This window comes from Candidatus Pelagibacter sp. HIMB1746 (genome assembly GCF_052047555.1).
In the GTDB taxonomy this organism is placed as follows: Bacteria; Pseudomonadota; Alphaproteobacteria; order Pelagibacterales; family Pelagibacteraceae; genus Pelagibacter.
Genome location: NZ_JBNAJZ010000002.1, coordinates 74717 through 100504 on the forward strand (window position 1 = coordinate 74717; position 25788 = coordinate 100504).

Below are 25788 nucleotides of genomic sequence, written 5' to 3' on the forward strand. Positions count from 1 at the left end.
AAAGGTCTATCCTACAGCTTGACCAATACTGAAGATTGGCATGTACAAAGCTATCATAAGAACCCCGATAATCGCACCAATTATAACGATCATTAATGGTTCTATGATTGAGGATAGGGCCGCAACAACACCATCAAATTCTTCTTCGTAGTAAGTTGCAATTGACTGAAACATTTCTTCCATATTTCCTGTTCTCTCACCAACAGCTGTTAACTGTGCAAGAGCTGGAGGGAATATATGTTCTTCTTTTTGTAGTAACGCAGACAATGTTTGACCAGTTACTATCTGCCTCCCAATTCTCTCTAACGCATAAATAAAAACAAGATTTGTAGTAACAGATTTAGAAATTTTTATTGTATCTATGATACTTACTCCAGCTCTAGTTAGATTGGCCATAATCATACACATCCTAGACACCGTTGCCTTAACAATTAAATCTCCAAACAATGGAAATTTTAAAAATCTCTTATGCATTACATGTCTAAAGCCCTCTATATTTTTGTACATGAAGTTATAAGAAACTCTAATAATTACGATAATTCCCACGATTTTCATTATATTGGTTGGATTTGCAATAAATCTACTTGCATTAACAATAACTAAAGTTGCTGCTGGAAGTTGAACACCCATTGAGCCATACATCTTCTCGAAAACAGGAACAACTTTCCATAACATGAAAATTGTAATTACAGTTGCAACCGTTAAAAGCATTATCGGATAAAATAATGCACTTTTAATACCTTGTTTAATTTTTGCATTTTTCTCTAATAACTCTACAAGTTTAATTAAAAATTCATCTAATTTACCACTAGCCTCACCTGCAGAAATCATATTCAAATAAATATTGTCAAAAATTTTTGGGTGCTTCGCAAAAGCATCCGTTAAATTCATTCCACCATTTAAATCTTTTATTATCGCATGAGCAGTCATTTTCATCTTCATATGTACAGTTTGATCTCTGATCATCATGATAGACTCTAAAATAGGCAAACCAGCCTTTATCATAGTTGATACTTTTTTTGTAAACTGCAGTAATTCCTTCGGTGGAACTTTGGCCCAAGGTCCAAAATTTAAATAAATATTTCCTTTTGCAATAATAATAGGGGCGTTACTTATAGGAACATCATCCAAAGATGGTGGACCTTTCTTTTCGGATTTACCGTTACCCTTTTTGATTGAGGTAACAATAATTTTCTTTTTCCTGAGTTCTACTGCAGCACTTTTTGGATCAGATGCAGAAATTACACCATTAATTTTTTTACCAGCTTGAACACCAGCATATTGAAATGTTGCCATAAACTAAACTACTAAAATTCTAGAATATTCTTCAACAGATAATATACCTTTTTTAATAAAATTTCTGCCAATAACTTGCATAGTTTTAAAACCATCCTTAATTGCAACTTCAAGCATTTCATCTCCTCTAGCATCTCTCAATATAGCAGCTTCTAAGTTAGGAGTTTTTTTTAACACTTCATAAATTCCTTGTCTTCCTTTGTATCCAGTGTTGTTACATTCTGCACAACCTGCACCCATTTTGGGGGTAAAAGTATTTAACTCTTCTTCTTTAAAACCATATTGCAATAAAGTTTCTTTAGTTGCTTTTTCATCATCAACTGTACAAGAAGAACAATTCTTTCTCGCCAATCTTTGAGCAACAATTAAACTTAAGGCTGATGCAACCATGAAACTTGGAACACCCATGTTTACTAATCTGACAACTGTAGAAACTGCATCATTTGTATGAAGTGTACTTAATAACAAGTGTCCAGTTAAAGCTGCTTTAATTGCAATATCTACTGTAGATTTATCTCTTATCTCTCCAACTAGAATTACCTCTGGGTCTTGTCTTAAAAAAGATTTTAATATCGCTTCAAATGTTAAACCAATTTCATTGTTAGCTTGAATTTGACCAACACCTTTTAAATAAAATTCAACCGGATCTTCGGCAGTCATTATATTTGTTCCAGGATTATTAATTTTTTTAATACAGCCATAAAGAGTTGTACTTTTACCACTACCTGTTGGACCCGTAACCAAAACCATTCCTTGAGGGGCAGTTATAGCTGTAACTAAGTTATCATAATCCTCTTTATCTAGACCGATTTGCTCTAAACCAAGATCTGGTCCAGCAGCAAGTAAACGCATAACAACTCTTTCACCTTCTTTAGCTGGAATAACTGAAAATCTAACATCAATATCAACATCATCTTCATTTTTTGGTTGTGGATTTTTAAATTGAAGTTTACCGTCCTGAGGCAACCTTTTTTCTGAAATATCACAACCTGACATAATTTTTAGCCTTGTTACTATTGCATTATAGTTCTCCATCAAAAATTGTTTGAATTGTAATTGTTCTTGTAGGACACCATCTTTTCTAAATCTTATTCTTGCCTCACCTCTTCTAAAAATTTCAATATGAATATCACTTGTGCCACTAAAAAATGATTCATTTAAAAGTTTGTCGACAAATTCCACAACAGCATTCTCACCTTGTGTAATTTTTACATTTGGAACCTTCACGTTTAAATTTGGTTTTGAAACTGATGATTTTTGTGCTTGATTATTTTGAGAGTCTTGTGTTGCTTCAATTACAGATTTAAATTTTAATGCTTGATCTAAATTAGAAGGTTTAGCAACATACAATTCTACATTACATCCTGTCATGCTTTTAATTTTACCTGCCAATGTAGATTTGGTTGGATCGAACAAGGCAATTTTTAAAATTCTTCCATTTAGTTCAAATGGAAGCATTTCGTTTTCCATAATAAAATCTTTTGGAAGTTTTTTTACAGCTTCTTTTTTAATATTTTGCTCAGTTAGAATAGTTTTTCGTAAAGCGTAATTTCTTGAAACTGCAGAAACAATATCATCTTCACTTACCAGCTTGTCATCAATTAAATACTCTAAAACACCAAGAGGCACCTTACCATTACTATCATATTTTTTTTTAGCCTCATTAAAGTTAGCTTCAGATAATTTTCCGCTACTTTTTAAAAGGTTCGAAATTTTAATACTTATTTCGGGGTTAATTGATGGCATGTGTAAAAGTTATAATAAAAATTATAACTTATACAACATTAGCACTTAAGAATATCAACAGTTGAGTTTTATTATCTTGATCAGTTTTTTGCTTGAAAAATACACCTAAAATTGGAATTTTTGAGAAAAACGGAACATAGTTTTCACTATTTTCTCTTGTATTTTTATAAACTCCTCCAAGAACAGCTACATCACCTGCATTTATTTGAACTATAGATGTAATCGATTCTTCGTTTGTTGTAACACTACCATCAGCTAATGAAGCACCTGGTGTGTCATTTGAAAGTGTTAACTCCATTTTAATTCTATTTTGACCTATTACCTCCGGTGTTACTGTAATACTTAAGTTTTGTGGTATCTCTTGTGTAGATCCAGCCGCATCTCCTGACGCTGGAATTACTTTTACCAAAGTTGTTCCTTGAGTAAGAGTGGCTTCCTCACCATCCATTGCAAATAATTTTGGATTAGAAACTGTTTCTGTATTATTGTCATTAATCGAGCTTGATATAACAGCTTTCATTTTGGTCATACCAATATTTCCAAATAAAAGAGCTCCGCCTGCAACATTTACAGCATCTGCATATAAACCAGTGTTAGACAATCCTGCTGTTGATGTGTCGCTTGGTGTGAATTCAGTTGCAGCACTAGGATTAGTATCAATAGTCGTGTAAGTAATTCTATTTCTGCCCTCTTGAACATTTGTAACATTGGCAGCTATTAAATTAGCATTAAAGTTTTTATTAAATCCATCTGTTGCATTTACAATGTAAGCTTCGATCATTACTTGTTTTTTCTCTAAATCAATTTTATTTAAAATATTCTCTGCTTGATTAAGTTGAGCATAAGTTCCTGTAACAATGATTTGATTATTTTTCTCATCATCAACCATTGTAAAGCCTTCTGCTTCACCCATTATTTCTCCAAGAGACTCAACTAAATCTGAAGAATTTTGATAAAAAACTTTAAATATTTCTGTAACCATAGGTTCAGCATTATCTCCATCATTTAAAACTGAACCACCAATATCTAAAGAAGTTAAATTATTATTTGTCTCAATTGTACTATCTATTTTAGATTTTTCTAATTGCGCAAAAAATTCTTTAGTATGAACTCTTAATAAGCCAGAATCTTCATCCACCGTCATGACTAAACTATTAATATCTAAAATAGCATAAACTGCAGAACCCCATTTTATATTTTCAAAATCAATAGTTATTTCACCATCAACTTCATTGCCTATAATTATATTTCTTTGAACTAATCCAGCAAATAATTTTAAAGCTGATCTTATGCTCATATTGTTCAATTTTAAACTAACTTCGGTATCCTCTAATTTTTTAATTTTTAAATTTCTATCAATAAGTTTAAGTGATTTTTTTTCTGGCTCTTTGCCCTCTGTTAAAGAAATTCTTCTAACTAACTTTTCCTCTTTTTTATTTTTATTTAAAATTTCTTTTGCATCTTGACTAAATTTTTCAGATGTTTTCCTAAAATTTTCTGCACTTGCCTTTACATTAAAAGATTCAATTTCCTGAACAGCTCCTTTATCCTTTTGATCATAAGCCATTTTAGGCCTATTTGAACTAGTACAACTTACTATCAAAATAGAAAATGTTAATATCAGGAATAATTTAAAAAATTTTGTCATTAATTGAATAAATCCTCAACATTAGTTACTGTTTCACTTTCATTATCATTGTTATTATTTTCATTATTCTCTGTTTGATTTTCAAGATTTGTATCATCATTGCTTACATCATCATTGATTAAATCTTCATTATTTGATTGTGGTAATGATGCAATTGCCATTCCTACTATTGGGGTATTAATTAAAAACTCATATTCAATATTGTCCTCTAAAACAATCATTCTATTTTTTTCAATTGAGACTATCACGCCATCTCTGTTTCCTATTCTATCTCCCTCTCTAACCATAAATTGACTGTTACTTATCTCAATTATTGCAAGATTTTTTCTATTTATTTTAAAATCGTTAATACTCTTTTTATCCAAGTTTTCATAAGTAATATTTTCATTTGCATAAATTGGAATTTTTACTAATTGATTTTCATTTAAAATAACTGTGTTTTTTTCAAAAGCATTAAAATCTATTAATTCAGTTATCTCTCTTTCATACCTTCCTGCAATATCAGCTATTGTTTCGTTTTCATTTGTTACATGAATAAAGAAAGGGAGTAATAATTTATCACCAATCAAAATAATATTTTCATCCTCTAGATCATTGTAAGAAGCAAGTTGTGTTGCACTTAAATTATATCTTTCAGCAATAGTATTTAGGTTTTGACCCTCTTTTACGATATGAAATCTATTTGGTATAACTATCTTGTCACCAGTTATTAATTTTCTTGATCCTGGATAAATTGCATTTGCAACTTCTATTTCTCTTAAAGAAAAACCGTATCTAAAAGCAATCTTCTCAATTGTATCGTCTTTCGAAATAGTGTGAGTAGTAGGTGTTTTTGCTCTATCGATTTTTTTTACTTTAGCTCTTTGAAATTGATGATCAGATTCTTTGCTTAGTGCAACACCTTTTAATAAATAATCCCTTAAAGAATATGCAATAATTGGATCAATATTTAAAACTGTAACAAGCTCAGTGCTCTCAGGTTCGGCCTCAATAACCTCAATCACCTCTTCAGTGTTATTAAATAATTCTTCTGCCAATTTCTCTTCATTAGCTTCTTCTTGAGTTAATAAATCTGTCTCAGATTCAACTGTATCTTCAATTTTAATCTCAACTACTTCTGGCTCTCTTACAATACCAATTTCATTAGTAAATGGATCACTGCTAAAAGAATTACTACAATAGAATAGAAAGATAGTTGTAAATATAAGTCTTAGTAACATTATCCTTTACCTGCCTCTAATAGATCTAAAACTATAGTTTCATCATCAAATACCTCGGTTGATAGAGGTTTTAATGATAATCTTGAGTTAAATTTTTTTGTTATTTTTTCTTTTGGTAAATCTTCTTCTTTTAAATCAGGTTGTCCAGCAACTGTGTAAAGTGTTATTCGATCTTGTTTAGAAAATTCAACTAATGCCTCAATTTTACTATCATTTACTACTTCATTTTCTGAAAAACTATTCATCATATTTACAACCGCTTGATCGTTCATAGCTACACCAGAAAATAAAATATTATGTTTTTCTTGTATTCCAAAACTAGTCAATCTAATATTTTTTGGAACTATTTGATTTAAACTTGCATAAAGATTTGCAGTTGTTTTTAAATTTGAACCAAAAGCTGCAGCAATTCTTTTGTCTTCATTTATACTATCAATTTTTGCATTATATCCTTGCAAAAGATTATTTTTACTCTCGAGATCTTCTTTTAGAATTTTAGTGGCAGCTAATTTAGATGAATTATTCATTAATTTTAAAATTTTAAATGGAACAATGTGTCCAATAATACCTAAAACAAAAATCATCGATATCATTAAACAAAAATTACCTAAAGATTTTGATCTTCTGTTAGTTTTTACCTGATCAAAATTAGATAAAAGATTTACTGAAATTATTTCGTTAGTTTCTAGATTAAAAGAATTTAATTTTCTTGATGCTATACCAATTGCTTCAGATGCAAGAGATTTATTACTAAGTGAGTCAATATACTTTTTTGCATTATCAGAAATTTCAGCAGAGTCCTCAGGATTATAAAGTTTAATAACAACATCTCCCAATTGTCGCTCAATTCCTTTCGAAACATTTTTAATTTTTGACTTATCTGAAATTACTGTAATAATATTTATAGGATCAAATTCATACTTTGTTTCATACTCAACTAAATATTGTTTAATTTGAGAACCTAGTCTTTCAAAAATTTCATCCCAAAATTCTGTTTCAACACTCTCAACTTCCTCAACTGTATCAAGCAATACTTGATCTGCTTCAATAATATTTAATTCTGAATACTGAAAGCCTTTATTGGAACAAATAGTAATACTTTTCTCATCTTTTGAATAATTGAAAATAACATTTGGAGTTTCAAAACCTTCTTTCCCAAGAAGTATTCCTTGAGAGTTAACATGAGCGAAAGGTGCAAGATCAATAACAACAGGATTGTAACCTGCAAGCCTAAATATATTCGAATAAGTTTCTACAAACTTTATCTCCATAGCAACTAACACTACATCCATTACACCAAGCTCTTCATTTGTGCTCATAACAGAATAACTTGTTTCAAATTCATCTAAATTTTCAGGTGTTTCATCAAACTGATCCCAAAATCCACCTAAAGCAGTTGCTTCCCTTAAACTTTCTTCATCCATAATTGGAATTTGTAAATTATAAATTTGTGCTTTGGATGTATCTAAAGAAACGGCAATGTCTTTTGTTTTTGTCTTGATAGAGTCTAATGCATTTTTTACTTGATCACTTAAATATGTTGTAGCGGATAAAAAATCTTGGTCTTCTCCAATTCCTGCTATTTGCTGATTAGAGAAATTATCAATTTTGCAAACACCTTTTTTGTATGAAATTTCTGCAGCTTGAATAAATTTATCTCTAAAAACCACACCTATTACTTTTTCTTTTTTTGAGTGATTTTTTCCTATTAATTTAATGATAGGAGCAAAAGCTTTTGCAATAGGAGGTCCAATTTTATCAATCATATTTTTTTATAAAAACCGAATAAAATCACAATAATAAATACCGAATCGGTACACAAGCATTAGTTGTGTTACTTTATATATGTATCAATATTAAAAAAAACTTGAAAAGCTATAACTTTTAGAGCATCAAAACATTTATGAGTCTTCATGATAAATTAAAATCATATCCAAAAGAATATGATTTGTCAGATATCCACATCAGATCGAATCAACCATTTGCAATCAGAGAAAATGGTGAGATTAAAGTTTTTAGTGAAGATATTATATCGAGACAAGATATAGAAACTTTTTGGAAACAATCTTTAGATAAAGCTCAGTATGATTATTTAATTAGCAATGGTGATTTAGATTTTGCTGTTGTTGTTGATGGACAGAGATTTAGAGCAAATGGTTATTATTCTTCATATGGACCAAGTATGGTTCTTAGAAAAATTATTAGTGAGATTCCTAATATTGAAAAACTAGGTTTGCCACCTGCAGCACATGAAGCAATTACTCATAAAACAGGTTTGGTACTTGTTACAGGTCAAACTGGTTCTGGTAAATCTACTTCACTTGCGGCAATGATAGACCAAATTAATTCTCATAGAGCAGAAAACATAATTACAATTGAAGATCCTATTGAATTTGTTCATCCTGCTAAAAAAAGTATTATTTCTCAAAGAGAAGTTGGAAAAGACACTGGCAGTTTTGCAAAAGCATTGAAGTCCGCATTAAGACAAGATCCTGATGTAATTTTAGTTGGTGAGATGAGAGATCTAGAAACTATTTCATTAGCATTAACTGCCGCAGAAACTGGTCACTTAGTTTTTGGAACTTTACATGCAAGTAGCGCGTCATCAACGATTACTAGAATTTTAGACGTCTTTCCACCAGCTCAGAAAGAACAAGCACAAACAATGTTGGCTGGATCAATCAGATTAGTAATGTCTCAACAATTATTAAAAAAGAAAGGTGGAGGAAGAATTGGTTGTCATGAAGTAATGACGGGAACGCCTGCAATAAGAAACTTAATTCGAGAAGGTAAAACAGAGCAAATTCAATCTACTCTTCAGACATCTGCTAAAGATGGAATGTTTACAATGGAAAAATGTCTTGAGGGTTTAAAACTAAAAAAATTAGTTGAGTAGATTAATTTGAACTTTCAGTAAATCTTTGTTGAGGAACGATTGCAGAAAAAGTTCCAGTACCAGTACAATTACTTTCAGTTTGTTCACCGAGGCCTCGATTTACACTTGAAGGGTTTGGGTTGTTTGCTCCTTCACATTTTAAATTGAAATCTACATTACCTTTTAACTCAACTTCAACTTCTAAAAACTTTACATTGTTAGCTGTGGATTTTGTAATGATATTATTATAAAGATAGTTAGCTGCTAAAAATGCAAAAAAAGCTAAAAAGAATATTTTAATGTTATTTAAATTTTTTTTAAAATTTACCATCGTTTTAATTGTTATAGCTTTTATTCCTAAAAATTCTAATGCAAATATTTATCAATTAAGTTGTAAAAATAATAAAAATACAACTGTTTGGGTTTATTCAAATAAAAGAAAACAAATCATTTTAACAAAAATTAACAGTTCAAAAACAAAAGTAAATTTCAAGATGGATAGACAAACCCCATCATCTTTTACATCAAACGGATCAATTGGGGGATTGCAGACCAATGTAACCTATAGTCAAAATTCTAACGAGTTAGCGATGTTACAAAAATCTTTAAGAGGTTCTAATCAATTTTATAAGTGCTCTAAACCAAAACTTATTAAGGAAGAGTAATTAAAAAATTAAAGTTAAAGTTGTACCAGGACCAACCTCATTGTGTTTGTACTCACAAAATTTCGAGGTTTTTTTTATAAAGTATACTCCCAAACCACCGGGTCTGACCTTATCTAAATCTCTTGGTTTAATCGTATCTAAAGGTACTTGTTCACCATAGTCAGTTATTATTACTTTAAGCTCATCGTCATTTATAATTTCTAAATTTAAATCAATTTTTTGATCTTTTTTCATTTTATAGGAATACCTAATTACATTTTGCAAAGCTTCATCAATTGCTAGAGTTATGCTTGCTAATTCGATATTTGGTAGATTTGATTTACAAAACTTCTCTATTTTGGATCTTGTATCTTTTAACTCTGAGGGATTTGAAAGCATTTCTATATTCATAAATAAATTTCAATAGTATTACCCAATATGGGTATATTAAATTAAAAAAAATAGTTTATAAGAGAATTATGAAAAAAATCTTACTAATTTTATTTACATCATTAATATTTTTTCAAAACATAGTCAAAGCAGAAGTTGCTATGATTGGAGTTGTAGATGGAATGGTGTGCATGGCATGCCAAGCAAAAGTTGAAAAAGAACTTAAAGCTGCAACAGGTGAAGGTAATGTTGAGGTTTCATGGCCAGAAGGAGTTGCTTTTATTAACTTTGAAAATACTCCAAATTTTTCTGAAGAAGACTTTAAGAAAGTAATTGAAAACGCTGGTTTTGCTGTTGGTAAAGTTGCTACCTTAAATGAAAAAATTATTGATCCAAAATCTGGATTAATTTCATTAAATAAATTTTAATTATTTACTTTCCAGTCAGTTTCGAAAGTCACATAATTTACTTGTAAACATCGTCTTTCTTTAAGAATGCTCTTTTTTTCCATACCATGCCAAGTATTTGGTCCGCTGGTAAAAAGATAACCATAGTTATTTCTGTAAGGCAATGTTTTAACTTTCTCTAATTTTTCATTATAAAAATCAGTACCTAAATCCTCAGACTCATTAGTTTTATTTACAAAAATTAATCCTGACATTAATTTTTCTTTAATATCACAGTGTGGTTTGAGCCAAAAACCCTCTCTATCACAAATCACCTCTACCCTTACGTATGATTTTGATAAATCTTTATTAATCATTTTGGATATTATCTCAAAAGTTTCTTTTGACTGAAGTTCATTTATAAATTTTACAAGATTTGGAAATTGAGAACTATTTTCTTTTGTTACAAAACATCTAAATTTTATTGCTTTACCGCCAGAAGAAATACCTTCTCTGAATTCTGCTGCCCCTCCATCAATTGCCCGGGTTCCATCATAATTCAAATTGTGTTCACTTAAATCTGGAATATCTGCTTTAATAATCTCATCAATTGCTCCGTCAGATAAAGCATTGCTATATTCCCAATGGTCAAATGGTGTTTCATATTTTTTTGAATTATTTTTTATAGAATTTAAAAAAGACATTAGGATTGAATTTTTTCTTTTATTATTTTTGCTACTCTATTCGTTTCATCTAGCTTTTCATAGTTCCAATTTTCTATTTCTTCACCTAAGTTTCTAGTGATGTTTAGTTCTCTAAATAAATTTCTAAATCTTTGAAATCTTTTGTCATTCTTTTTTGGTAAAATATTAGCAACATAGATTGGTTTACCTGTCAAAGCAGCTTCTGAGATCATAGAACTCGAGTCACATGTAACAACTATATTTTCAGATAAAGCTAAAGCAGATAGATAGGCTTTTTTATCTACATTCATAATCACTGTATGTTTTTCTCCAAAAAACTCTTTGGCGTAATGAATGGTATTTATAGGCGTTCTCATTGATGGGATTACTACTAATTGGAAATCATGTTTCTTCATTAATTTATAAAACATTGAGAAAATATGTTTCATATTTTTAGTTGAATAATCATAATATTTTGTTGGTCCTCCCATAATTAAGCACCAAATTTTTCTTTCGTCTTGTTTGATAAATGATTTTAAATAATCTTTATTTTCTTCAATTTCTTTCTCTGAAAGATAATGAATAGCTCCCTTTGTGCTAATAACATTTTCACCTTTAATTCCATCATGTTCTGGGGCTACAATAAAATCGAAATGATTAAAATCTATTTTTGGATTTTGAATATGAATATTAAAAATTTTTTTTTTAGAAATACTTTTTAAGTGGATAGATGGAATTACACTCTTTCTCCCACACGAGATTATTAAATCAAAATCATTATCTTCAATCTTTTTATAAACATTTTGAGAAATTGGGGTAAATTTAGGTGGAACAAGTTTCCAAATACTTTTTAGTTCAACCTTGTGGTGAGTAAAATCAATATCAAGTGCTTTAGCAAGTCCCTCGACTTGACTAATCATTCCGTGCATCCCTTGAGTTAATAATAAACCTTTTAATTTAGACATTAATCACTATATAGCTTTCATATGAGTCAAAATCCAACTAAACACACAAAAGTGTTAATAATTGGATCTGGTCCTGCCGGATACACAGCTGCTGTTTATGCTGCACGAGCAATGTTAAATCCTATCCTTGTTCACGGAGCTCAACCAGGCGGGCAATTAACAACTACAACTGATGTGGAAAATTTTCCAGGCTTTGCGGAAGTAATTCAAGGACCATGGCTAATGGATCAAATGAGAGATCAAGCAAAAGCTGTTGGAACAGAAATGATTGAAGATCATATCGGCTCAGTAAATTTAAAATCTACACCATTTGAAGCTGTCGGTGACAGTGGTCAAAAATATACTGCAGATAGCATAATTATTTCCACTGGTGCACAAGCAAGATGGTTAAACATTAAATCTGAACAAGAATTTAGAGGATTTGGAGTTTCAGCATGTGCTACATGTGATGGTTTCTTTTTTAAAGATAAAGAAGTTGCTGTAGTTGGAGGTGGTAATGCGGCAGTAGAAGAGGCAATGTTTCTTACAAAATTTGCATCAAAAGTAAAATTAATTCATAGAAGAGATAGTTTAAGAGCAGAAAAGATGCTTCAAAAAAAATTGATGGAAAATAAAAAAATTGAAATTGTTTGGGACTCTATAGTTGAGGATGTTTTAGGTGATAGTGAGCCTAAAAATGTTAAAGGTATAAAAATTAAAAATTTGAAAACTGAAAAAACAGAGGAAGTAAAATTAGATGGATTGTTTATTGCTATTGGTCATGATCCTGCAACTCAACTTTTCAAAGATCAATTAGAAATGGATAAAGAAGGTTATTTAATTACAAAACCAGATTCTACAGAAACAAATATTCCTGGAGTTTATGCTGCGGGTGACGTTAAAGATAAAACTTTTCGACAAGCAGTTACAGCAGCTGGTATGGGATGTATGGCTGCATTAGAAGCAGAAAAATTCTTATCTCATTAGTGTGAGACACAATTAATAAATAATTAAAAGTAGAAATGTTATGACTGATAGAGTGCTATTAACTGGAATAAGTGGATGGATAGCAAAACATACTGCAATAGAATTATTAAATTCAGGCTACGAAGTTTTAGGAACAGTTAGAAGTGATGACGTAATTTCTCAAACAAAAGAGACAATTAGTAAATATGCTTCGATAGATAAGTTATCTTTTGTAAAACTTGATCTTTTAAATGATGAAGGTTGGGAAGAGGCTGCAAAGGGATGTAAATATATAATTCATATGGCTTCCCCTTTTCCAATGAAGGTCTCAAAAAATAGAGAAAATTTAATACCAGTTGCAAAAGATGGGACTTTAAGAGTTTTAAATGCTGGTATCAAAGCAAATGCAGATCAATTTGTAGTTACATCTTCAATAGCAGCAATGTTTAGAAAGCCAAATAGATCAAATCCTTATTCATTTAGTGAAAATGATTGGACTGATGAAAATTGGGTTGAAGGAGTTAATGATTATTTTCTATCTAAAACAGTTGCTGAAAAAGCAGCCTGGGAATTAATGGAAAGTAACGGAATTAAAAATAAACTAACTTGTATAAATCCGGGTGGTGTATTTGGGGATGCTTTGGATACCAAGGGCGGAACATCGATTGAATATGTAAGACAATTTTTAAAAGGTAAATTTCCAGCAACACCTAAATGGGGAATACTAATATCTGATGTTAAAGATGTTGCAAAATCTCATGTAGCTTGTTTAGGAAATTCAAAAGTTGGTGGCAGAAGATTAATTATTGGAAAAGAAGTTAAAACATTACTTGAGACATCAAAAATATTAGCAGAAGCGTTGCCAGAGTATGCAAAAAAACTACCTAAAAAAACTTTACCAAATTTTATGGTGAAATTTATTAGCATCTTAGACTCAAGTGCAAAAACTATGATACCTGATCTTGAATTAGAGATGAAACCAGAGACAAAATATGCTGAAGATTTGATTGGTTTTAAATTTAAACCAGCAAGTGGAGCTTTAATTGATGCTGGAAAATCAGTAGTAAGATTAGGCTTAGTATAAAAATTTTGTATAACCTCAACTTTAAATTTCAGGTATAAAATTAATTCAAATGAACAGAAGAAAATTTATAAAAACTGTAAGTCAAATTTTGATTGCTTGGGGATTAAGTCCAAAGCTCGCATTAGCCTCCGAAACTAATAAAATATTATCAGGAAAATTTTTCGTAAATGGTAAGGAAGCAGAATTAAATTTTCAAGATTTAAATAATTCTACAATTGAAACTAAAGATGAAAAATCAATTATTAAAGTAAAAGATGATTTTTATTTGATAAGACCTGAAACAAAACTTCAATTTGTCTCAAAGAACTTATTAAAAGTTATCAAAGGTTCTGTTCATGCAGTCTTTGGAAAAAGACAAGAGGAGCTAAATGTTGAAATTCCTCACGGCACAATTGGAATAAGAGGAACTTCTATTTTCATTGATATTGAGCCTAAGCAGAACAGAAGTTATTTTTGTAATTGTTATGGAGAAACAGTTCTCTATGACAAAAAAGGAAATTTATTAGAAACAGTGGTTTCATATGGACACGAATCTGGAGCACTTACAGAAGATGGAAAATTTAAACGGTATGGAATTAATTATTTAAAAAATATTTATGCTTTAAGACATCCAAAAATATTTGACGAAGAAATGGAAAAAGTTGGGTGTATCGTAGAAAATAGTCATTGTACCTTAAAATAAATTTATTTTACTAAATCTGAAATTTGATCTGACTCGAAGATTTTTTGATCAATATTACTATTCGCAAGTTTAATCATTGCTTTTGCGATTGTTTCTGAATGAATTGATCTCATTTTCTTTAATGGTCCAACAAATAAAGGATTTAGGAGTTTAAAAATAATTATTCCTATTTTCTCTCCCAGTCTAAATTCTTTTCTATTTCCCAATATAAATGAGGGTCTCATAATTCCTATTTTAGAAAAACCTAAACCTAAGATCTCTTCTTCTACAAGGCCTTTATATTTTAAATAATCTCCTGAACTTTTAGAGTTTGCGTATCCTGAAGACACAAAAAAATATGAATTAATATTATTAGATTTTGCAATTTGAGCTATTTGTTTTGGTATATCTAATTCAATTCTTTGATATTCATTTTTGTCAGGAGAATTTTTTTTTGTTGTCCCAATACAAAAATAACATTCGTCTCCAACAATCTGTTCTTTATGCTTTTCTAGATTATTAAAATCAGTTTTAATTACTTCAATCTTTGAATTGTCTATTTGAATTGGAGAACGAACAAATATTTTAATTTTAGAATAATTATCATTCTGAATAAGTTGATTTAAAACATGACCTCCAACTAATCCAGTTGAGCCAAATAGTAATGCTGTTTTCACTTCTTAAGAAAGGCTTTCGCAAAAAGATTTTATTCTATCCATTGCTTTCTTCAAATTTTGCATTGAAGTAGCATAAGAAATTCTAAAGTATCCATCTAAACCAAATGCAGAACCTTGTACGACTGCAACATTAGATTGTTCAAGTAATTTTTGAACAAACTCTGTATCTGTTTTCAATTTAGTTTTTTTATTTAACAATCCTTTGCAACTTGGAAAGACATAAAAAGCTCCGTTAGGGGTTAAACAATTTATACCATTGATGCTATTTAAACTTTTAACAACAAAATCTCTTCTTTCTTTGAATGCTTTAGATCTTTTTTTTATGAAACTTTGATTTCCATTTAAAGCTTCAACTGCAGCAGCTTGACTGATTGATGATGGGTTTGAAGTAGATTGAGATTGAATTTTACCAATTGCTTTAATGATATCTTTTGGTCCTGCAGCATACCCTATTCTCCAACCTGTCATTGCATAAGATTTACTAACGCCATTCATAGTCAAAGTTCTATCTTTTAATTTAGAATTTTGAGCAATCGTATAAAAATTAAAATTATCATATGCTATATGTTCATATATATCGTCACTCAAAATATGGACTTTTTTATTTCTAATTAAAACTTTTGCTAAATCTTCAATTTCTTTTTTTGAATATCCTGCTCCAGTTGGATTTGAAGGTGAATTTAAAATCACCCATTTTGTTTTTTTAGTAATAGCTTTTTTTAATTTACTTGGAGTTAGTTTAAATCCTTCTTCTTCTGTACACTTTACTATCTTTGGTTTACCGCCCGCTAATAAAACCATATCAGGATAAGAAACCCAAAAAGGTGCAGGAATAATTACTTCATCACCTTTATTCAAAGTTGCCATGAAAGCATTATAAAGAACTTGTTTTCCACCAGTTCCAACAGTGATTTGATCTGTGGTGTAATTAATTTTATTTTCTCTTTTAAACTTATCTACGATTGCTTTTTTTAAAGCAGGTGTTCCATCTACTGCTGTATATTTTGTGTCTCCACTTTTGATAGCTTTAATTGCAGCATTTTTAATATTATCTGGTGTATCGAAATCTGGTTCTCCAGCTCCAAGACCAATTACATCTTTTCCTGCAGCTCTAAGTTCTCTTGCTTTTTGAGTAACTGCAATAGTTGGTGATGGTTTAATTCGTTTTAAACTGTCTGATATTATGCTCATTGAAATATAAATAAATTCTAATACGCTGTTTAATATATGGAAAATACTTATCAAGATTTAATTACAGATATACAGAGTAAAAATCCAAAAATTGGTGGAAAACTCGAAGGTGGAAAAAAATTCAAAATTAAATCTGATTTTAAACCTGCAGGTGATCAACCAGAAGCTATTAAAAAATTAGTAAACGGTGCAAATAAAGATCAATTTAATCAAGTATTACTTGGAGTTACAGGATCTGGAAAAACTTTTACAATGGCAAAAGTTATCGAGGCTACTAATAGACCTGCATTGATACTTGCTCCAAACAAAACGCTAGCAGCACAACTCTATGGAGAAATGAAAACATTTTTCCCAGATAATGCAGTTGAATACTTTGTTTCTTATTATGACTATTACACTCCAGAAGCGTACGTACCAAGATCTGACACTTATATAGAAAAAGAGGCATCGATTAATGAACAAATTGATCGAATGAGACACTCTGCAACCAGATCTCTTTTGGAAAGAGATGATGTTTTAATTGTAGCAAGTGTTTCATGTATTTATGGATTAGGTTCTGTTGAGGCGTACAGTAAAATGACGCTAACTCTTCAAAAAAATTATGATTACAACAGAGAAGAAATAATTAAATCTTTAGTTGCTTTACAATACAAAAGAAATGATCAAAATTTTTATAGAGGAACATTTAGAGCTAGAGGAGAATATTTAGAAATATTTCCCTCCCATCTAGAAGATAGAGCTTGGAGGCTTTGTCTATTTGGAGATAAATTAGAACAGATAGAAGAGTTTGATCCTTTGACTGGGGATAAAGTTAGAGAACTAAGTTTAGTAAAAATCTATGCGAATAGTCATTACATAACTCCTAAGCCTACAATCGAACAGGCAGTTATTAATATTAAAAAAGAATTAGAAATAACTTTAAAAAAACATAGAGCAGAAAATAAATTATTAGAGGCTCAAAGGTTAGAAGAAAGAACTAAGTTTGATTTAGAAATGATTGAAGCAACTGGTTCTTGTGCTGGAATTGAAAACTATTCAAGATTTTTATCTGGAAGAAAACCGGGAGAACCCCCTCCTACTCTATTTGAATATTTTCCAGATAACACTCTAATATTTGTTGATGAATGTCATGTAACTGTTCCACAACTAAATGGAATGTACAAAGGAGATAGATCAAGAAAAAGTACTCTTGCAGAATATGGTTTTAGACTACCATCTTGTATGGATAATAGACCATTAAAGTTTGAAGAGTGGGATTTAATGAGAACTCAAACTGTATTTGTATCTGCAACACCAGGACCGTGGGAACTAGAGCAAACAAAAGGAAAATTTATTGATCAAGTTATCAGACCAACTGGACTAATTGATCCTGTAGTTGAAATTAGACCTGCCAAAAATCAGGTAGACGATTTGATGCACGAATGCAAAAGAGTGATTGAAAACAATCATCGTGTTTTAGTCACAACTCTTACTAAAAAAATGGCAGAAGATTTAACAGAATACCTTCATGAAAATGGAATTAAAGTTAGATACCTTCATTCAGATATCGATACTTTGGAGAGAATTGAAATAATGAGAGACTTGAGGATGGGTGTATTCGATGTTTTAGTTGGTATCAACTTATTAAGAGAAGGTCTTGATATTCCTGAATGTGCACTAGTTGGAATTTTAGATGCAGACAAAGAAGGTTTTTTACGATCAGAAACATCACTCATTCAAACAATAGGAAGAGCAGCAAGAAATGTAGATGGAAAAGTTATTTTGTATGCTGATAAAGAGACTAAAAGTATAAAAAAGGCAGTTGCTGAAACTGATAGAAGAAGAAATATTCAAATAGCTTATAATAAAAAACACAAAATTAGTGCTACATCAGTTAAAAAAGAAATTAGCGATATTTTAGAGAGTGTTTATGAAAAAGATTATGTAAAAATAAGCGAGGGTTCTAATGTTGGTGGAAACTTAAAGAAACATCTTAAAGCACTAGATAAAAAGATGAAAGAAGCTGCATCTAATCTTGAATTTGAAGAAGCTGCTAAAATTAGAGACGAAATAAGAAAGTTGGAAAGTAGCGAATTAGAAATTACATTAAACCCAAAAATAAGGCAGTATGATGTAAAAAATAAACTTTATCCTAAAGGTCGATCAACAATGGGAATGCCTGGAACAAAGGTTACAAAAAAAAGAGATAAAAAATGGAAGCACGGAAAATAATTATTACAGGTGGAGCAACAAGAATTGGTGCTGCAATTGCAAAAAAATTATCTGGTCCTAATAAAGAAATTTTAATTCATTTTAATAAATCAAAATCAAAAGCTGAGAAGTTAAAAAAAGAACTATCAAATAATGGCACTAAAGTTTACTTGGTTAAAGGTGATTTGAGTAAAGAAAATGATGTAAATAAAATTGTAAAATATGCAAAATCAAAACTTAAATATTTTGATTGTCTAATTAATAACGCTTCTTTGTTCGAAAATGATAAATTGGAGAACTTTACAACAGATAGTTGGGGGCAACATTTAAGAACAAATTTAAGAACACCCGCATTGTTATCAAAAGAATTTGCAAAAAATGTCAAAGGTACAAATAACAATATAATTAATATTATTGATCAAAGAGTTTTCAAACTAACTCCGTATTTTTTTTCTTACACAATCAGTAAAACTGGACTTTATACTTTGACTAAAACTAGTGCTATGAGTTTAGCTCCAAAGATTAGAGTAAACGGCATTGCACCTGGGCCTACTATTAAAAATCAAAGACAATCTGAAAAACATTTTAGAAAACAGTACCTAGCAACTCCTTTAAAAAGAAAGGTGGATGTTGAACAAATATGTAATGCTGTTGACTTTTTTATAAAAAATATATCTATTACAGGTCAAGTTTTAGCAATAGATAGTGGGCAAAATTTAAACTGGCAAACACCAGATATAATGGGCAAAGAATGAAAAGAAGTAATTTTAAGATTGTAAAAATAGATAAAAACAAAAGTCTTTTTAATTACGAAAAGAAAATTCTAATTAATGAACTAATTTTAAATTTAAAACTTGGCTATTATGACTTTGAAAAGAAAAAGCCTCAAAAGGTTAAATTTAGCCTAGAAATTGATTACGAGGACAAAAAGCCATCAAGTGATAAGGATATAAAATCGATTGTAAATTATGGAACAATTGTAAAATTGATAACAAAACTTGTTAAAAAAAAACATTACAACTTTCTTGAAACATTAGCTGAAGCTGTATTTGATGAATTATTCAAAGATCAAAGGATTGCTAAAATAATGTTGAAAATTGAGAAATTAGAAATTCTTAAGCAGTGTTCATCTGTTGGTATTCAAATTACCAAAAAAAGAAGTCATGATAAGCTCTGAAATAGGAAAAGAAGTAATTAAAAAAGAGCTATCGCTAGTCCCTAAACTTCCTGGTGTCTACAGGATGCTAAATGAAAAAAATGAAATCCTTTATGTGGGAAAAGCAAAAAATCTTCCTAATAGACTTAAAAGTTATGTATCTGAAAAAAATCATATAATTAGAACAGAGAGAATGTTGTCTCAAACTAGAAAATTAGAGATAACAACTACTTCAAATGAAAGTGAAGCGTTACTTCTAGAAGCAAACCTAATTAAAAAATTTAAACCAAAATTCAATATTTTATTAAGAGATGATAAGTCATTTCCATTCATCTTTATTGGTAACAAAGATAAATGGCCACAAATTAAAAGACATAGAGGAAAAAAGACTAAAGAAGGATTTTATTTTGGACCTTTTGCATCAGCAGGTTCAGCTAACTGGACTATAAAGATGATCCAAAAAATTTTTCATTTAAGAGTTTGTGATGATACTGTTTTTAAAAATAGAGAAAGACCTTGTATTCTTTATCAAATAAAAAGATGTTCTGGACCATGTGTTGGTTATGTTGAAAAAAGTGATTATCAACAAACAGTTGATGATGCTATTGAATTTGTATCAGGAAAATCAAGAAAAATTCAAAAAAATCTCTCAAGTCAAATGGAAAAGGCAAGTGAGGAATTAGATTTTGAAAAAGCAGTAATTTTAAGAGACAGAATTAAAGCTTTAAATATTATTCAATCTTCTCAAAGAATTAACGAAGCAAACTTAGTAGAGGCGGATGTTATTGCTGGATACAAAGAGTCTGGCAAAACTTGTATTCAAGTATTTTTTTATCGTTCAAAGCAAAATTGGGGTAACCAAGCTTTTTTTCCAAAACATGACCCAGATGAAAAATTAGGAGATATTTTAAATTCATTTGTTTCACAATTTTATGAAAATAAAAGTGTGCCTTCTGCAATAATTTTATCTGAGGAAATAAAAGAAAAAGTTTTAATTGAAAAAACTTTAACTCAAAAAGAAGGAAAACAAATTAACATTAGTGTTGCTAAAAAAGGTTCAAAATTAAAAGTAATTAATCAAGCAATAAAAAATGCAAAAGACAGTTTGAATAGAAAACTTTATGAAAGTCAGAATAATCGAGAACTTTTTGATGAAGTTGCAAAAAAATTCAATCTTGAAACAAATATAAATTTAATTGAGGTTTATGATAACAGCCATATCCAAGGAACAAATAGTGTTGGAGCTTTAATTGCTTATGGTGATGAGGGATTTATTAAAAAAAGATATCGAAAGTTCAATATCAAGCACAAAAAAAATGAGCAGGATGATTATGGGATGATGAGAGAAGTATTAAACAGAAGATTTAAACGTGCTGTTCAAGAAAAAGATAATTATCTCACTTTTCCTGATTTAGTATTAGTAGATGGAGGAAAAGGACAATATTCAGTAGCTAGAGAAAGTTTGAATGAATTGGGGCTTCACGATATTCCAATTATTGCAATAGCAAAAGGTAAATTTCGTAATAGTGGAAATGAAACATTTTTTCACAATGGCAGAGAATACAAATTCTCAAAAAATGACCCCACTCTATTCTTCCTTCAAAGGATAAGAGATGAGTCGCATAGATTTGCAATTAGTGCCCATAGAGCAAAGCGAAAAAAAGGAATTAGTAAATCTTTACTGGACCAAATTGAAGGTATTGGAGCAATTAGAAAAAGAGCGCTACTAAACCATTTTGGGTCAGCGAGATCTGTTGAGTCTGCTAGTTTGGATGAAATTAAATCTGTTGAAGGTGTTGAAGAAAAAGTAGCAAAAAAGATATATAACTTCTTTCACGAATAATTATGTTAAAAAAAATTCCAAATATTCTGACAATAGGGAGAATAATAATTGTGCCCTTCTTTGTTTTAGCATTTTATCTTCCAGGTTTTTATGGTGATTTAACAGCTTTAATTTTATTTATAATTGCTTCATTTACAGATTTTTTAGATGGCATGTTAGCTAGAATGTTAGGCCAAGAATCTAAATTGGGAGAACTATTAGATCCAATTGCAGATAAAATTATAGTCGCTACAGCTCTAATTTTACTGGTGATGGATGGAACAATTAGAAACTATGAAGTTATTGCAGCCATAATAATTTTAACTAGAGAAATTTTAATTTCAGGATTACGAGAATTTTTAGCAAAAGGTCAGATCAAACTTCCAGTTTCAAATCTTGCTAAACTTAAAACAGTATTACAAATGGTTGCTATCGGTCTTCTGCTTTCAGGAGATACTGGAAATAAAATAATCAACTTTGAAGATTATAATGCTCAAACTATTGGTATTGTTCTTTTATGGTTATCAGCTGCACTTACTTTATTTACAGGATATGATTATTTACGAAAAGGTATTGATCACGCAATATCTGAAGATAATAAAGACTAGGCTGCTTTTTTCTTTCTTACCAATGCTTGATAACTTTCGTTAAGATCAATGATTGTATCACAAACTTTGAATTGATTTTCTGCAATACAAGAAACAGGTGTAACTTCAGCAGCAGTTCCTGTTAAAAAGCATCCTACAAAATTAGGAAGTTCTGTTGGACTAATTTTTCTTTCATGTACTTTTATATTTTTTGATTTTGCAATTCCAATTACAGTTCTTCTTGTAATTCCATCTAAAAATGAATCTGGGATTGGTGTGTGAATTTCTCCATTTTTATCTTTAAAAAATACATTGGCCCCTGTTGCTTCAGCAATATTTCCCTCGTGATCCAACATTAAAGAATCTGTGTAACCTTGTTTTTCTGCTTCATGTTTTGATAATGTACAAATCATATACAAACCTGATGCTTTAGTGTCCCAAGGTATAGTGTTAGGAGCTGGTCTTCTCCAGTTTGAAATATTTAATTTAATGCCTTCGACTTTTAGTTTTGGATCAAAGTACGATCCCCACTCCCAAGTTGCTATTGCAACATGAATTTTTGTTTGTTGTGCTGAGATGGCCATCATTTCAGTACCTCTCCAAGCTACTGGTCTTACATATCCATTTTCTACATTCTGAGTTGCAATTATTTTATTTGAAGCAGTATTAATTTGGTCTTCTGTATAAGGAATTTCAAAACCCATTCTTCTAGCAGAATGAAAAAATCTTGAGGTATGTTCCTCTAATTTAAAAATAGAACCATCATAAACTCTTTCACCTTCAAAAACACAACTCGCATAATGTAAACCATGACTTAACACATGGAGTTTTACATCTCCCCAATCAACAAGTTCATCGTTGTACCAAATTTTTCCAGATCTTTTATCGTACGGTATCATTAGTGAAAATATTTTAAAATATCAGTGAAAAATATCTTTGTATCTTTGATATGTCAATATAACTTACCCATTATGAAAGAACTTTTATATCTTAAAGACGATCAACTTAAGGGCTTAATTGAAAAATTATTTGTTAGTTACAGAGAGACATTTTCTGACTCTAAAAAAATTTTAGATAAATATTCAATTGGTGTGGCCCACCATAAGGTTATTCACCTAATTTCATCTTACGAGGGTATCTCTATCTCAGATCTGCTTAAAAAATTAAAAGTAACTAAGCAGAGCCTTAATAGAGTTTTAAAAGATTTAATAAAGTTAGACATCGTCATATTTAAGAAAAATGATCAGGATACAAGGGTTAAACATGTGTTTTTAAACGAAAAAGGAAAGAAAATATTTGAAGAAATTTTTAATTTACAAAAAAAAAGAATTTATTCAGCTCTTTTAAATTCAACTTCAGAAGAGGTTGTTAATTTTGACAATGTATTAAATAAAATAATTAATGGATAATTTTTTAGCACATATTTTAGTAGTTGATGACGACGATGGTATTAGATCATTGGTTAAAAAATTTTTAAACGAAAATAATTATTTAGTAACTACAGCTGACAGTGCTGAAGATGCAACTGACAAAATAAAAATAATAAAGTTTGATCTAATTGTGCTCGATATAATGATGCCCGGTAAGAATGGATTGGAATTTATAGAAGAAAATAAAAAAAATCTAGATACTCCAATTATACTTCTTACAGCAAAAGGAGAAGCCAAGGAAAGAATAGAAGGTCTTGAAATTGGTGCAGATGATTATTTGCCCAAACCATTTGAACCTAAAGAATTAATTCTAAGAATAAAAAACATTTTAGATAAAACAAAAAAAACTGAGCAAAAAAGAATTATTGAATTTGAAAATGTCAAAATCGACTTAAATAAACTTTTAATTATTAGAGATCAAAAAGAATTTAAAATTAATAATACTGAAAAGACAATTTTAGAAAAAATGATTAATAGTCCTGGAAAAACATTTACAAGAGAAGATATAGGAAAATTGATTAATTTGGATAAAGAAAGATCCATTGATGTTATTATTACTAGATTGAGAAAAAAAATTGAAATAGACCAAAAAAGTCCTAAGTTTTTGCAAACAATTAGAGGTGCAGGATATGTTCTCTGGATTGAGTAATTTCTTTAAAAAAGTTTTACCAAAAAGATTATTTTATAGAGCACTCTTAATTGTTGCGGTCCCTGTAATTACTATCCAATTAATAATCACCATCGTTTTCTTTGATAGTTTGTGGATTAAAACTAATAAAGGTATGACCAGAACTCTGGTTAATGAGATTAGTGCTTTTATAGAAGCTTATCAAAATGAGGAAAATGATAAGCAAGAAGTGAATAATCTTTTTTCATTGTTTCTAGATTTAAATATTGAATTGGTAGTTAATGAAAAATTAAGTGATCAAAATAAAGAAAGATGGTTTAGTCCAATTGATCGAACTTTAAGAAGAGAATTGAAGTCTAAATTTTCTCCTGAGATCTTCTGGTTTAATACTACAAACTATAAAGAACTAGTTGATTTAAGAATAAAATATGAAGATGGATATTTTAAATTTTTAGTTCCAAAAGATCGAGTCACTAGTACCTCTGCAAGAATATTTGCACTATGGATTACAGTTCCTGCAATTATAATGGTTATTATTTCACTAATATTTTTAAAGAACCAAACGAGACCAATTACAAATTTAGCTCGCGCTGCTGAAAGATTTGGAAAAGGAGAAGACATAGAAGAATTTAAACCCTCGGGAGCACTCGAGATACGTCAAGCAGGTCATGAATTTGACAAAATGAGAAAGAGAATTGAGAGACATCTTAATCAGAGAACTGAAATGTTATCAGGTATTAGTCATGATTTAAGAACTCCTTTAACAAGAATGAAGCTACAATTAGCTTTTCTTAAAGATAAAGATGCAGTTGATAAGTTAACAGATGATATTAACGAAATGGAAAAAATGCTTAATGAATATCTGCAATTTACAAGCTCGTCATATGTTGAAAAAGACGAAATGTTTAATCTTTCAGAACTAATAGAGGAAATTATAAAAAAATATAATAATAAAAACATTTCTCATAATTTAATTCCTAGAATTTACATTAATGGCAGAAAGAACCTTATCAATAGATCTTTAAATAACTTGATTGATAACGGATTAAAATATGCAAACAAAGTTGAAATAAGCCTAACCAAAAAAAATACAAACCTATTTATAATTATTGATGATGACGGTCCAGGGATACCTAAAAAAGAACATGAAAACGTATTTAAACCTTTTTATAAGATGGACAAAGGTAGAAATGATTCAAAATCTAGTGTTGGTCTAGGACTGTCAATTGCTTCTGATATTATCAAATCCCATGGTGGTAACATTATGCTGGAAAAATCAAAATTTAACGGGCTAAGAGTTAAGATCTTTTTGCCGGTCTAGTTTTCTTCCTTTTTTTTGTTTCTAATTTTGAAATTTTATTTTCTAAATTTTCTACTCTCTTTGAAAGAATCTCAAATTCATCCTTGCTAGTAAGTTTCATTTTAAAAACAAATTCATCTCTCTTTGACTTAAATATATTTAAGATTTCAGATGATAAATCTTTTGAAGTTATTAATCCCTGCTCTAGTAGTTTTGCAAATTTATCAATTATAAATTTAGAATTTTTCATATTTGAGATATACA

The 25788-nt window shown here is 29.8% G+C and carries 27 protein-coding genes; 14 read left to right on the forward strand and 13 right to left on the reverse strand.

Going from position 1 to position 25788, the window contains the following annotated elements; all coding sequences use genetic code 11:
• Nucleotides 1-6 precede the first annotated feature (6 nt).
• The 5 genes from ACTTBM_RS03055 to ACTTBM_RS03075 form a co-directional block, all read right to left on the reverse strand.
• Nucleotides 7-1296 carry a type II secretion system F family protein gene (locus tag ACTTBM_RS03055; RefSeq protein WP_440613825.1) on the reverse strand — a complete coding sequence of 430 codons (1290 nt, stop codon included), beginning with the start codon at nt 1294-1296 and terminating at the stop codon, nt 7-9.
• Between the two features lie 3 nt (nt 1297-1299).
• Nucleotides 1300-3042, reverse strand: a complete 1743-nt coding sequence (locus ACTTBM_RS03060; protein WP_440634667.1) for a GspE/PulE family protein — start codon at nt 3040-3042, stop codon at nt 1300-1302.
• A 28-nt stretch (nt 3043-3070) separates the two neighbouring features.
• A complete protein-coding gene (locus ACTTBM_RS03065; RefSeq protein WP_440634668.1) occupies nt 3071-4609 on the reverse strand; it encodes a secretin N-terminal domain-containing protein in 1539 nt (512 codons plus the stop codon).
• Between the two features lie 80 nt (nt 4610-4689).
• The gene (locus ACTTBM_RS03070) at nt 4690-5910 is read right to left on the reverse strand and encodes a LysM peptidoglycan-binding domain-containing protein (protein WP_440634669.1); all 1221 of its coding nucleotides are present in this window, start codon (nt 5908-5910) and stop codon (nt 4690-4692) included.
• Nucleotides 5910-7676, reverse strand: a complete 1767-nt coding sequence (locus tag ACTTBM_RS03075) for a fimbrial assembly protein (RefSeq protein ID WP_440634670.1) — start codon at nt 7674-7676, stop codon at nt 5910-5912. Before ACTTBM_RS03075 ends, ACTTBM_RS03070 begins: the two co-directional genes overlap by 1 nt.
• Nucleotides 7677-7813: 137 nt before the next feature.
• Between ACTTBM_RS03075 and ACTTBM_RS03080 the strand changes: the two genes are divergently transcribed.
• Entirely contained in the window at nt 7814-8806 is a 993-nt protein-coding gene (locus ACTTBM_RS03080; protein WP_440634671.1) for a type IV pilus twitching motility protein PilT, read from the forward strand.
• 1 nt (nt 8807) lies between these two features.
• Here ACTTBM_RS03080 and ACTTBM_RS03085 read toward each other — a convergent pair whose 3' ends face one another.
• Complete coding sequence (locus tag ACTTBM_RS03085) at nt 8808-9116, reverse strand: hypothetical protein (protein ID WP_075506363.1); 309 nt, start codon at nt 9114-9116, stop codon at nt 8808-8810.
• Between ACTTBM_RS03085 and ACTTBM_RS03090 the strand changes: the two genes are divergently transcribed.
• The gene (locus ACTTBM_RS03090; protein WP_440634672.1) at nt 9085-9450 is read left to right on the forward strand and encodes a hypothetical protein; all 366 of its coding nucleotides are present in this window, start codon (nt 9085-9087) and stop codon (nt 9448-9450) included. The two genes, ACTTBM_RS03085 and ACTTBM_RS03090, sit on opposite strands and share 32 nt — an antisense overlap.
• On the opposite strand, the gene ACTTBM_RS03095 is transcribed toward ACTTBM_RS03090, so the two are convergent.
• A complete protein-coding gene (locus ACTTBM_RS03095) occupies nt 9451-9840 on the reverse strand; it encodes an ATP-binding protein (protein ID WP_440634673.1) in 390 nt (129 codons plus the stop codon). It lies immediately after the preceding gene.
• A gap of 68 nt (nt 9841-9908) precedes the next feature.
• Here ACTTBM_RS03095 and ACTTBM_RS03100 point away from each other — a divergent pair, with 68 nt between their 5' ends.
• Nucleotides 9909-10247 (forward strand): heavy-metal-associated domain-containing protein, encoded by a 339-nt coding sequence (locus ACTTBM_RS03100; RefSeq protein WP_440634674.1) that lies wholly within the window; start codon nt 9909-9911, stop codon nt 10245-10247.
• Here ACTTBM_RS03100 and ACTTBM_RS03105 read toward each other — a convergent pair.
• Nucleotides 10244-10909: a hypothetical protein gene (locus ACTTBM_RS03105; RefSeq protein WP_440634675.1), complete on the reverse strand. Its 666-nt coding sequence runs from the start codon at nt 10907-10909 to the stop codon at nt 10244-10246. The genes ACTTBM_RS03100 and ACTTBM_RS03105 overlap by 4 nt on opposite strands.
• A complete protein-coding gene (locus tag ACTTBM_RS03110; protein ID WP_440634676.1) occupies nt 10909-11853 on the reverse strand; it encodes a mitochondrial fission ELM1 family protein in 945 nt (314 codons plus the stop codon). The genes ACTTBM_RS03105 and ACTTBM_RS03110 overlap by 1 nt, the downstream gene beginning before the upstream one ends.
• Nucleotides 11854-11874: 21 nt before the next feature.
• On the opposite strand from ACTTBM_RS03110, the gene trxB reads away from it, so the two are divergent.
• The 3 genes from trxB to ACTTBM_RS03125 are packed head-to-tail and all read left to right on the forward strand — an operon-like array spanning nt 11875 to nt 14564.
• Nucleotides 11875-12819, forward strand: coding sequence for a thioredoxin-disulfide reductase (gene trxB / locus ACTTBM_RS03115; protein WP_440634677.1), 945 nt, complete (start codon nt 11875-11877; stop codon nt 12817-12819).
• 40 nt (nt 12820-12859) lie between these two features.
• The gene (locus tag ACTTBM_RS03120; protein WP_440634678.1) at nt 12860-13882 is read left to right on the forward strand and encodes an NAD-dependent epimerase/dehydratase family protein; all 1023 of its coding nucleotides are present in this window, start codon (nt 12860-12862) and stop codon (nt 13880-13882) included.
• Nucleotides 13883-13931: 49 nt separating this feature from the next.
• On the forward strand, nt 13932-14564 hold the full coding sequence (locus ACTTBM_RS03125; RefSeq protein WP_440634679.1) for a hypothetical protein: 633 nt from the start codon (nt 13932-13934) through the stop codon (nt 14562-14564).
• Nucleotides 14565-14566: 2 nt separating this feature from the next.
• Here ACTTBM_RS03125 and ACTTBM_RS03130 read toward each other — a convergent pair whose 3' ends face one another.
• Nucleotides 14567-15220 carry an NAD(P)H-binding protein gene (locus ACTTBM_RS03130; protein WP_440634680.1) on the reverse strand — a complete coding sequence of 218 codons (654 nt, stop codon included), beginning with the start codon at nt 15218-15220 and terminating at the stop codon, nt 14567-14569.
• Between the two features lie 3 nt (nt 15221-15223).
• Entirely contained in the window at nt 15224-16411 is a 1188-nt protein-coding gene (locus tag ACTTBM_RS03135) for a pyridoxal phosphate-dependent aminotransferase (RefSeq protein WP_440634681.1), read from the reverse strand.
• 36 nt (nt 16412-16447) lie between these two features.
• Here ACTTBM_RS03135 and uvrB point away from each other — a divergent pair, with 36 nt between their 5' ends.
• The 5 genes from uvrB to pgsA are packed head-to-tail and all read left to right on the forward strand — an operon-like array spanning nt 16448 to nt 22187.
• Nucleotides 16448-18622 carry an excinuclease ABC subunit UvrB gene (gene uvrB / locus ACTTBM_RS03140; RefSeq protein ID WP_440634682.1) on the forward strand — a complete coding sequence of 725 codons (2175 nt, stop codon included), beginning with the start codon at nt 16448-16450 and terminating at the stop codon, nt 18620-18622.
• A complete protein-coding gene (locus tag ACTTBM_RS03145; RefSeq protein ID WP_440634683.1) occupies nt 18604-19356 on the forward strand; it encodes an SDR family oxidoreductase in 753 nt (250 codons plus the stop codon). The genes uvrB and ACTTBM_RS03145 overlap by 19 nt, the downstream gene beginning before the upstream one ends.
• Entirely contained in the window at nt 19353-19778 is a 426-nt protein-coding gene (locus ACTTBM_RS03150; protein WP_440613809.1) for a dihydroneopterin aldolase, read from the forward strand. Before ACTTBM_RS03145 ends, ACTTBM_RS03150 begins: the two co-directional genes overlap by 4 nt.
• A complete protein-coding gene (uvrC, locus tag ACTTBM_RS03155) occupies nt 19765-21600 on the forward strand; it encodes an excinuclease ABC subunit UvrC (protein ID WP_440634684.1) in 1836 nt (611 codons plus the stop codon). Before ACTTBM_RS03150 ends, uvrC begins: the two co-directional genes overlap by 14 nt.
• A gap of 2 nt (nt 21601-21602) precedes the next feature.
• Nucleotides 21603-22187, forward strand: a complete 585-nt coding sequence (pgsA, locus tag ACTTBM_RS03160) for a CDP-diacylglycerol--glycerol-3-phosphate 3-phosphatidyltransferase (RefSeq protein ID WP_440634685.1) — start codon at nt 21603-21605, stop codon at nt 22185-22187.
• On the opposite strand, the gene ACTTBM_RS03165 is transcribed toward pgsA, so the two are convergent.
• The gene (locus ACTTBM_RS03165; protein WP_440634686.1) at nt 22184-23065 is read right to left on the reverse strand and encodes a branched-chain amino acid aminotransferase; all 882 of its coding nucleotides are present in this window, start codon (nt 23063-23065) and stop codon (nt 22184-22186) included. The genes pgsA and ACTTBM_RS03165 overlap by 4 nt on opposite strands.
• A 72-nt stretch (nt 23066-23137) precedes the next feature.
• Here ACTTBM_RS03165 and ACTTBM_RS03170 point away from each other — a divergent pair, with 72 nt between their 5' ends.
• The 3 genes from ACTTBM_RS03170 to ACTTBM_RS03180 are packed head-to-tail and all read left to right on the forward strand — an operon-like array spanning nt 23138 to nt 25545.
• Nucleotides 23138-23575, forward strand: coding sequence for a MarR family winged helix-turn-helix transcriptional regulator (locus ACTTBM_RS03170; RefSeq protein ID WP_428080895.1), 438 nt, complete (start codon nt 23138-23140; stop codon nt 23573-23575).
• Nucleotides 23568-24245, forward strand: coding sequence for a response regulator (locus tag ACTTBM_RS03175; RefSeq protein ID WP_440634687.1), 678 nt, complete (start codon nt 23568-23570; stop codon nt 24243-24245). Before ACTTBM_RS03170 ends, ACTTBM_RS03175 begins: the two co-directional genes overlap by 8 nt.
• Entirely contained in the window at nt 24226-25545 is a 1320-nt protein-coding gene (locus tag ACTTBM_RS03180; protein ID WP_440634688.1) for an ATP-binding protein, read from the forward strand. The genes ACTTBM_RS03175 and ACTTBM_RS03180 overlap by 20 nt, the downstream gene beginning before the upstream one ends.
• Here the strand turns inward: ACTTBM_RS03180 and ACTTBM_RS03185 are convergent.
• A complete protein-coding gene (locus ACTTBM_RS03185; protein ID WP_440634689.1) occupies nt 25523-25774 on the reverse strand; it encodes a hypothetical protein in 252 nt (83 codons plus the stop codon). The two genes, ACTTBM_RS03180 and ACTTBM_RS03185, sit on opposite strands and share 23 nt — an antisense overlap.
• Nucleotides 25775-25788 lie beyond the last annotated feature (14 nt).

Coding starts and splice junctions, on each gene's coding strand:
- ACTTBM_RS03055 (WP_440613825.1), bottom strand. CDS start 1,296: ATGGCAACATTTCAATATGCTGGTGTTCAAGCTGGTAAAAAAATTAAT.
- ACTTBM_RS03060 (WP_440634667.1), bottom strand. CDS start 3,042: ATGCCATCAATTAACCCCGAAATAAGTATTAAAATTTCGAACCTTTTA.
- ACTTBM_RS03065 (WP_440634668.1), bottom strand. CDS start 4,609: ATGGCTTATGATCAAAAGGATAAAGGAGCTGTTCAGGAAATTGAATCT.
- ACTTBM_RS03070 (WP_440634669.1), bottom strand. CDS start 5,910: ATGTTACTAAGACTTATATTTACAACTATCTTTCTATTCTATTGTAGT.
- ACTTBM_RS03075 (WP_440634670.1), bottom strand. CDS start 7,676: ATGATTGATAAAATTGGACCTCCTATTGCAAAAGCTTTTGCTCCTATC.
- ACTTBM_RS03080 (WP_440634671.1), top strand. CDS start 7,814: ATGAGTCTTCATGATAAATTAAAATCATATCCAAAAGAATATGATTTG.
- ACTTBM_RS03090 (WP_440634672.1), top strand. CDS start 9,085: ATGTTATTTAAATTTTTTTTAAAATTTACCATCGTTTTAATTGTTATA.
- ACTTBM_RS03085 (WP_075506363.1), bottom strand. CDS start 9,116: ATGGTAAATTTTAAAAAAAATTTAAATAACATTAAAATATTCTTTTTA.
- ACTTBM_RS03095 (WP_440634673.1), bottom strand. CDS start 9,840: ATGAATATAGAAATGCTTTCAAATCCCTCAGAGTTAAAAGATACAAGA.
- ACTTBM_RS03100 (WP_440634674.1), top strand. CDS start 9,909: ATGAAAAAAATCTTACTAATTTTATTTACATCATTAATATTTTTTCAA.
- ACTTBM_RS03105 (WP_440634675.1), bottom strand. CDS start 10,909: ATGTCTTTTTTAAATTCTATAAAAAATAATTCAAAAAAATATGAAACA.
- ACTTBM_RS03110 (WP_440634676.1), bottom strand. CDS start 11,853: ATGTCTAAATTAAAAGGTTTATTATTAACTCAAGGGATGCACGGAATG.
- trxB (WP_440634677.1), top strand. CDS start 11,875: ATGAGTCAAAATCCAACTAAACACACAAAAGTGTTAATAATTGGATCT.
- ACTTBM_RS03120 (WP_440634678.1), top strand. CDS start 12,860: ATGACTGATAGAGTGCTATTAACTGGAATAAGTGGATGGATAGCAAAA.
- ACTTBM_RS03125 (WP_440634679.1), top strand. CDS start 13,932: ATGAACAGAAGAAAATTTATAAAAACTGTAAGTCAAATTTTGATTGCT.
- ACTTBM_RS03135 (WP_440634681.1), bottom strand. CDS start 16,411: ATGAGCATAATATCAGACAGTTTAAAACGAATTAAACCATCACCAACT.
- uvrB (WP_440634682.1), top strand. CDS start 16,448: ATGGAAAATACTTATCAAGATTTAATTACAGATATACAGAGTAAAAAT.
- ACTTBM_RS03145 (WP_440634683.1), top strand. CDS start 18,604: ATGGAAGCACGGAAAATAATTATTACAGGTGGAGCAACAAGAATTGGT.
- ACTTBM_RS03150 (WP_440613809.1), top strand. CDS start 19,353: ATGAAAAGAAGTAATTTTAAGATTGTAAAAATAGATAAAAACAAAAGT.
- uvrC (WP_440634684.1), top strand. CDS start 19,765: ATGATAAGCTCTGAAATAGGAAAAGAAGTAATTAAAAAAGAGCTATCG.
- pgsA (WP_440634685.1), top strand. CDS start 21,603: ATGTTAAAAAAAATTCCAAATATTCTGACAATAGGGAGAATAATAATT.
- ACTTBM_RS03165 (WP_440634686.1), bottom strand. CDS start 23,065: ATGATACCGTACGATAAAAGATCTGGAAAAATTTGGTACAACGATGAA.
- ACTTBM_RS03170 (WP_428080895.1), top strand. CDS start 23,138: ATGAAAGAACTTTTATATCTTAAAGACGATCAACTTAAGGGCTTAATT.
- ACTTBM_RS03175 (WP_440634687.1), top strand. CDS start 23,568: ATGGATAATTTTTTAGCACATATTTTAGTAGTTGATGACGACGATGGT.
- ACTTBM_RS03180 (WP_440634688.1), top strand. CDS start 24,226: ATGTTCTCTGGATTGAGTAATTTCTTTAAAAAAGTTTTACCAAAAAGA.
- ACTTBM_RS03185 (WP_440634689.1), bottom strand. CDS start 25,774: ATGAAAAATTCTAAATTTATAATTGATAAATTTGCAAAACTACTAGAG.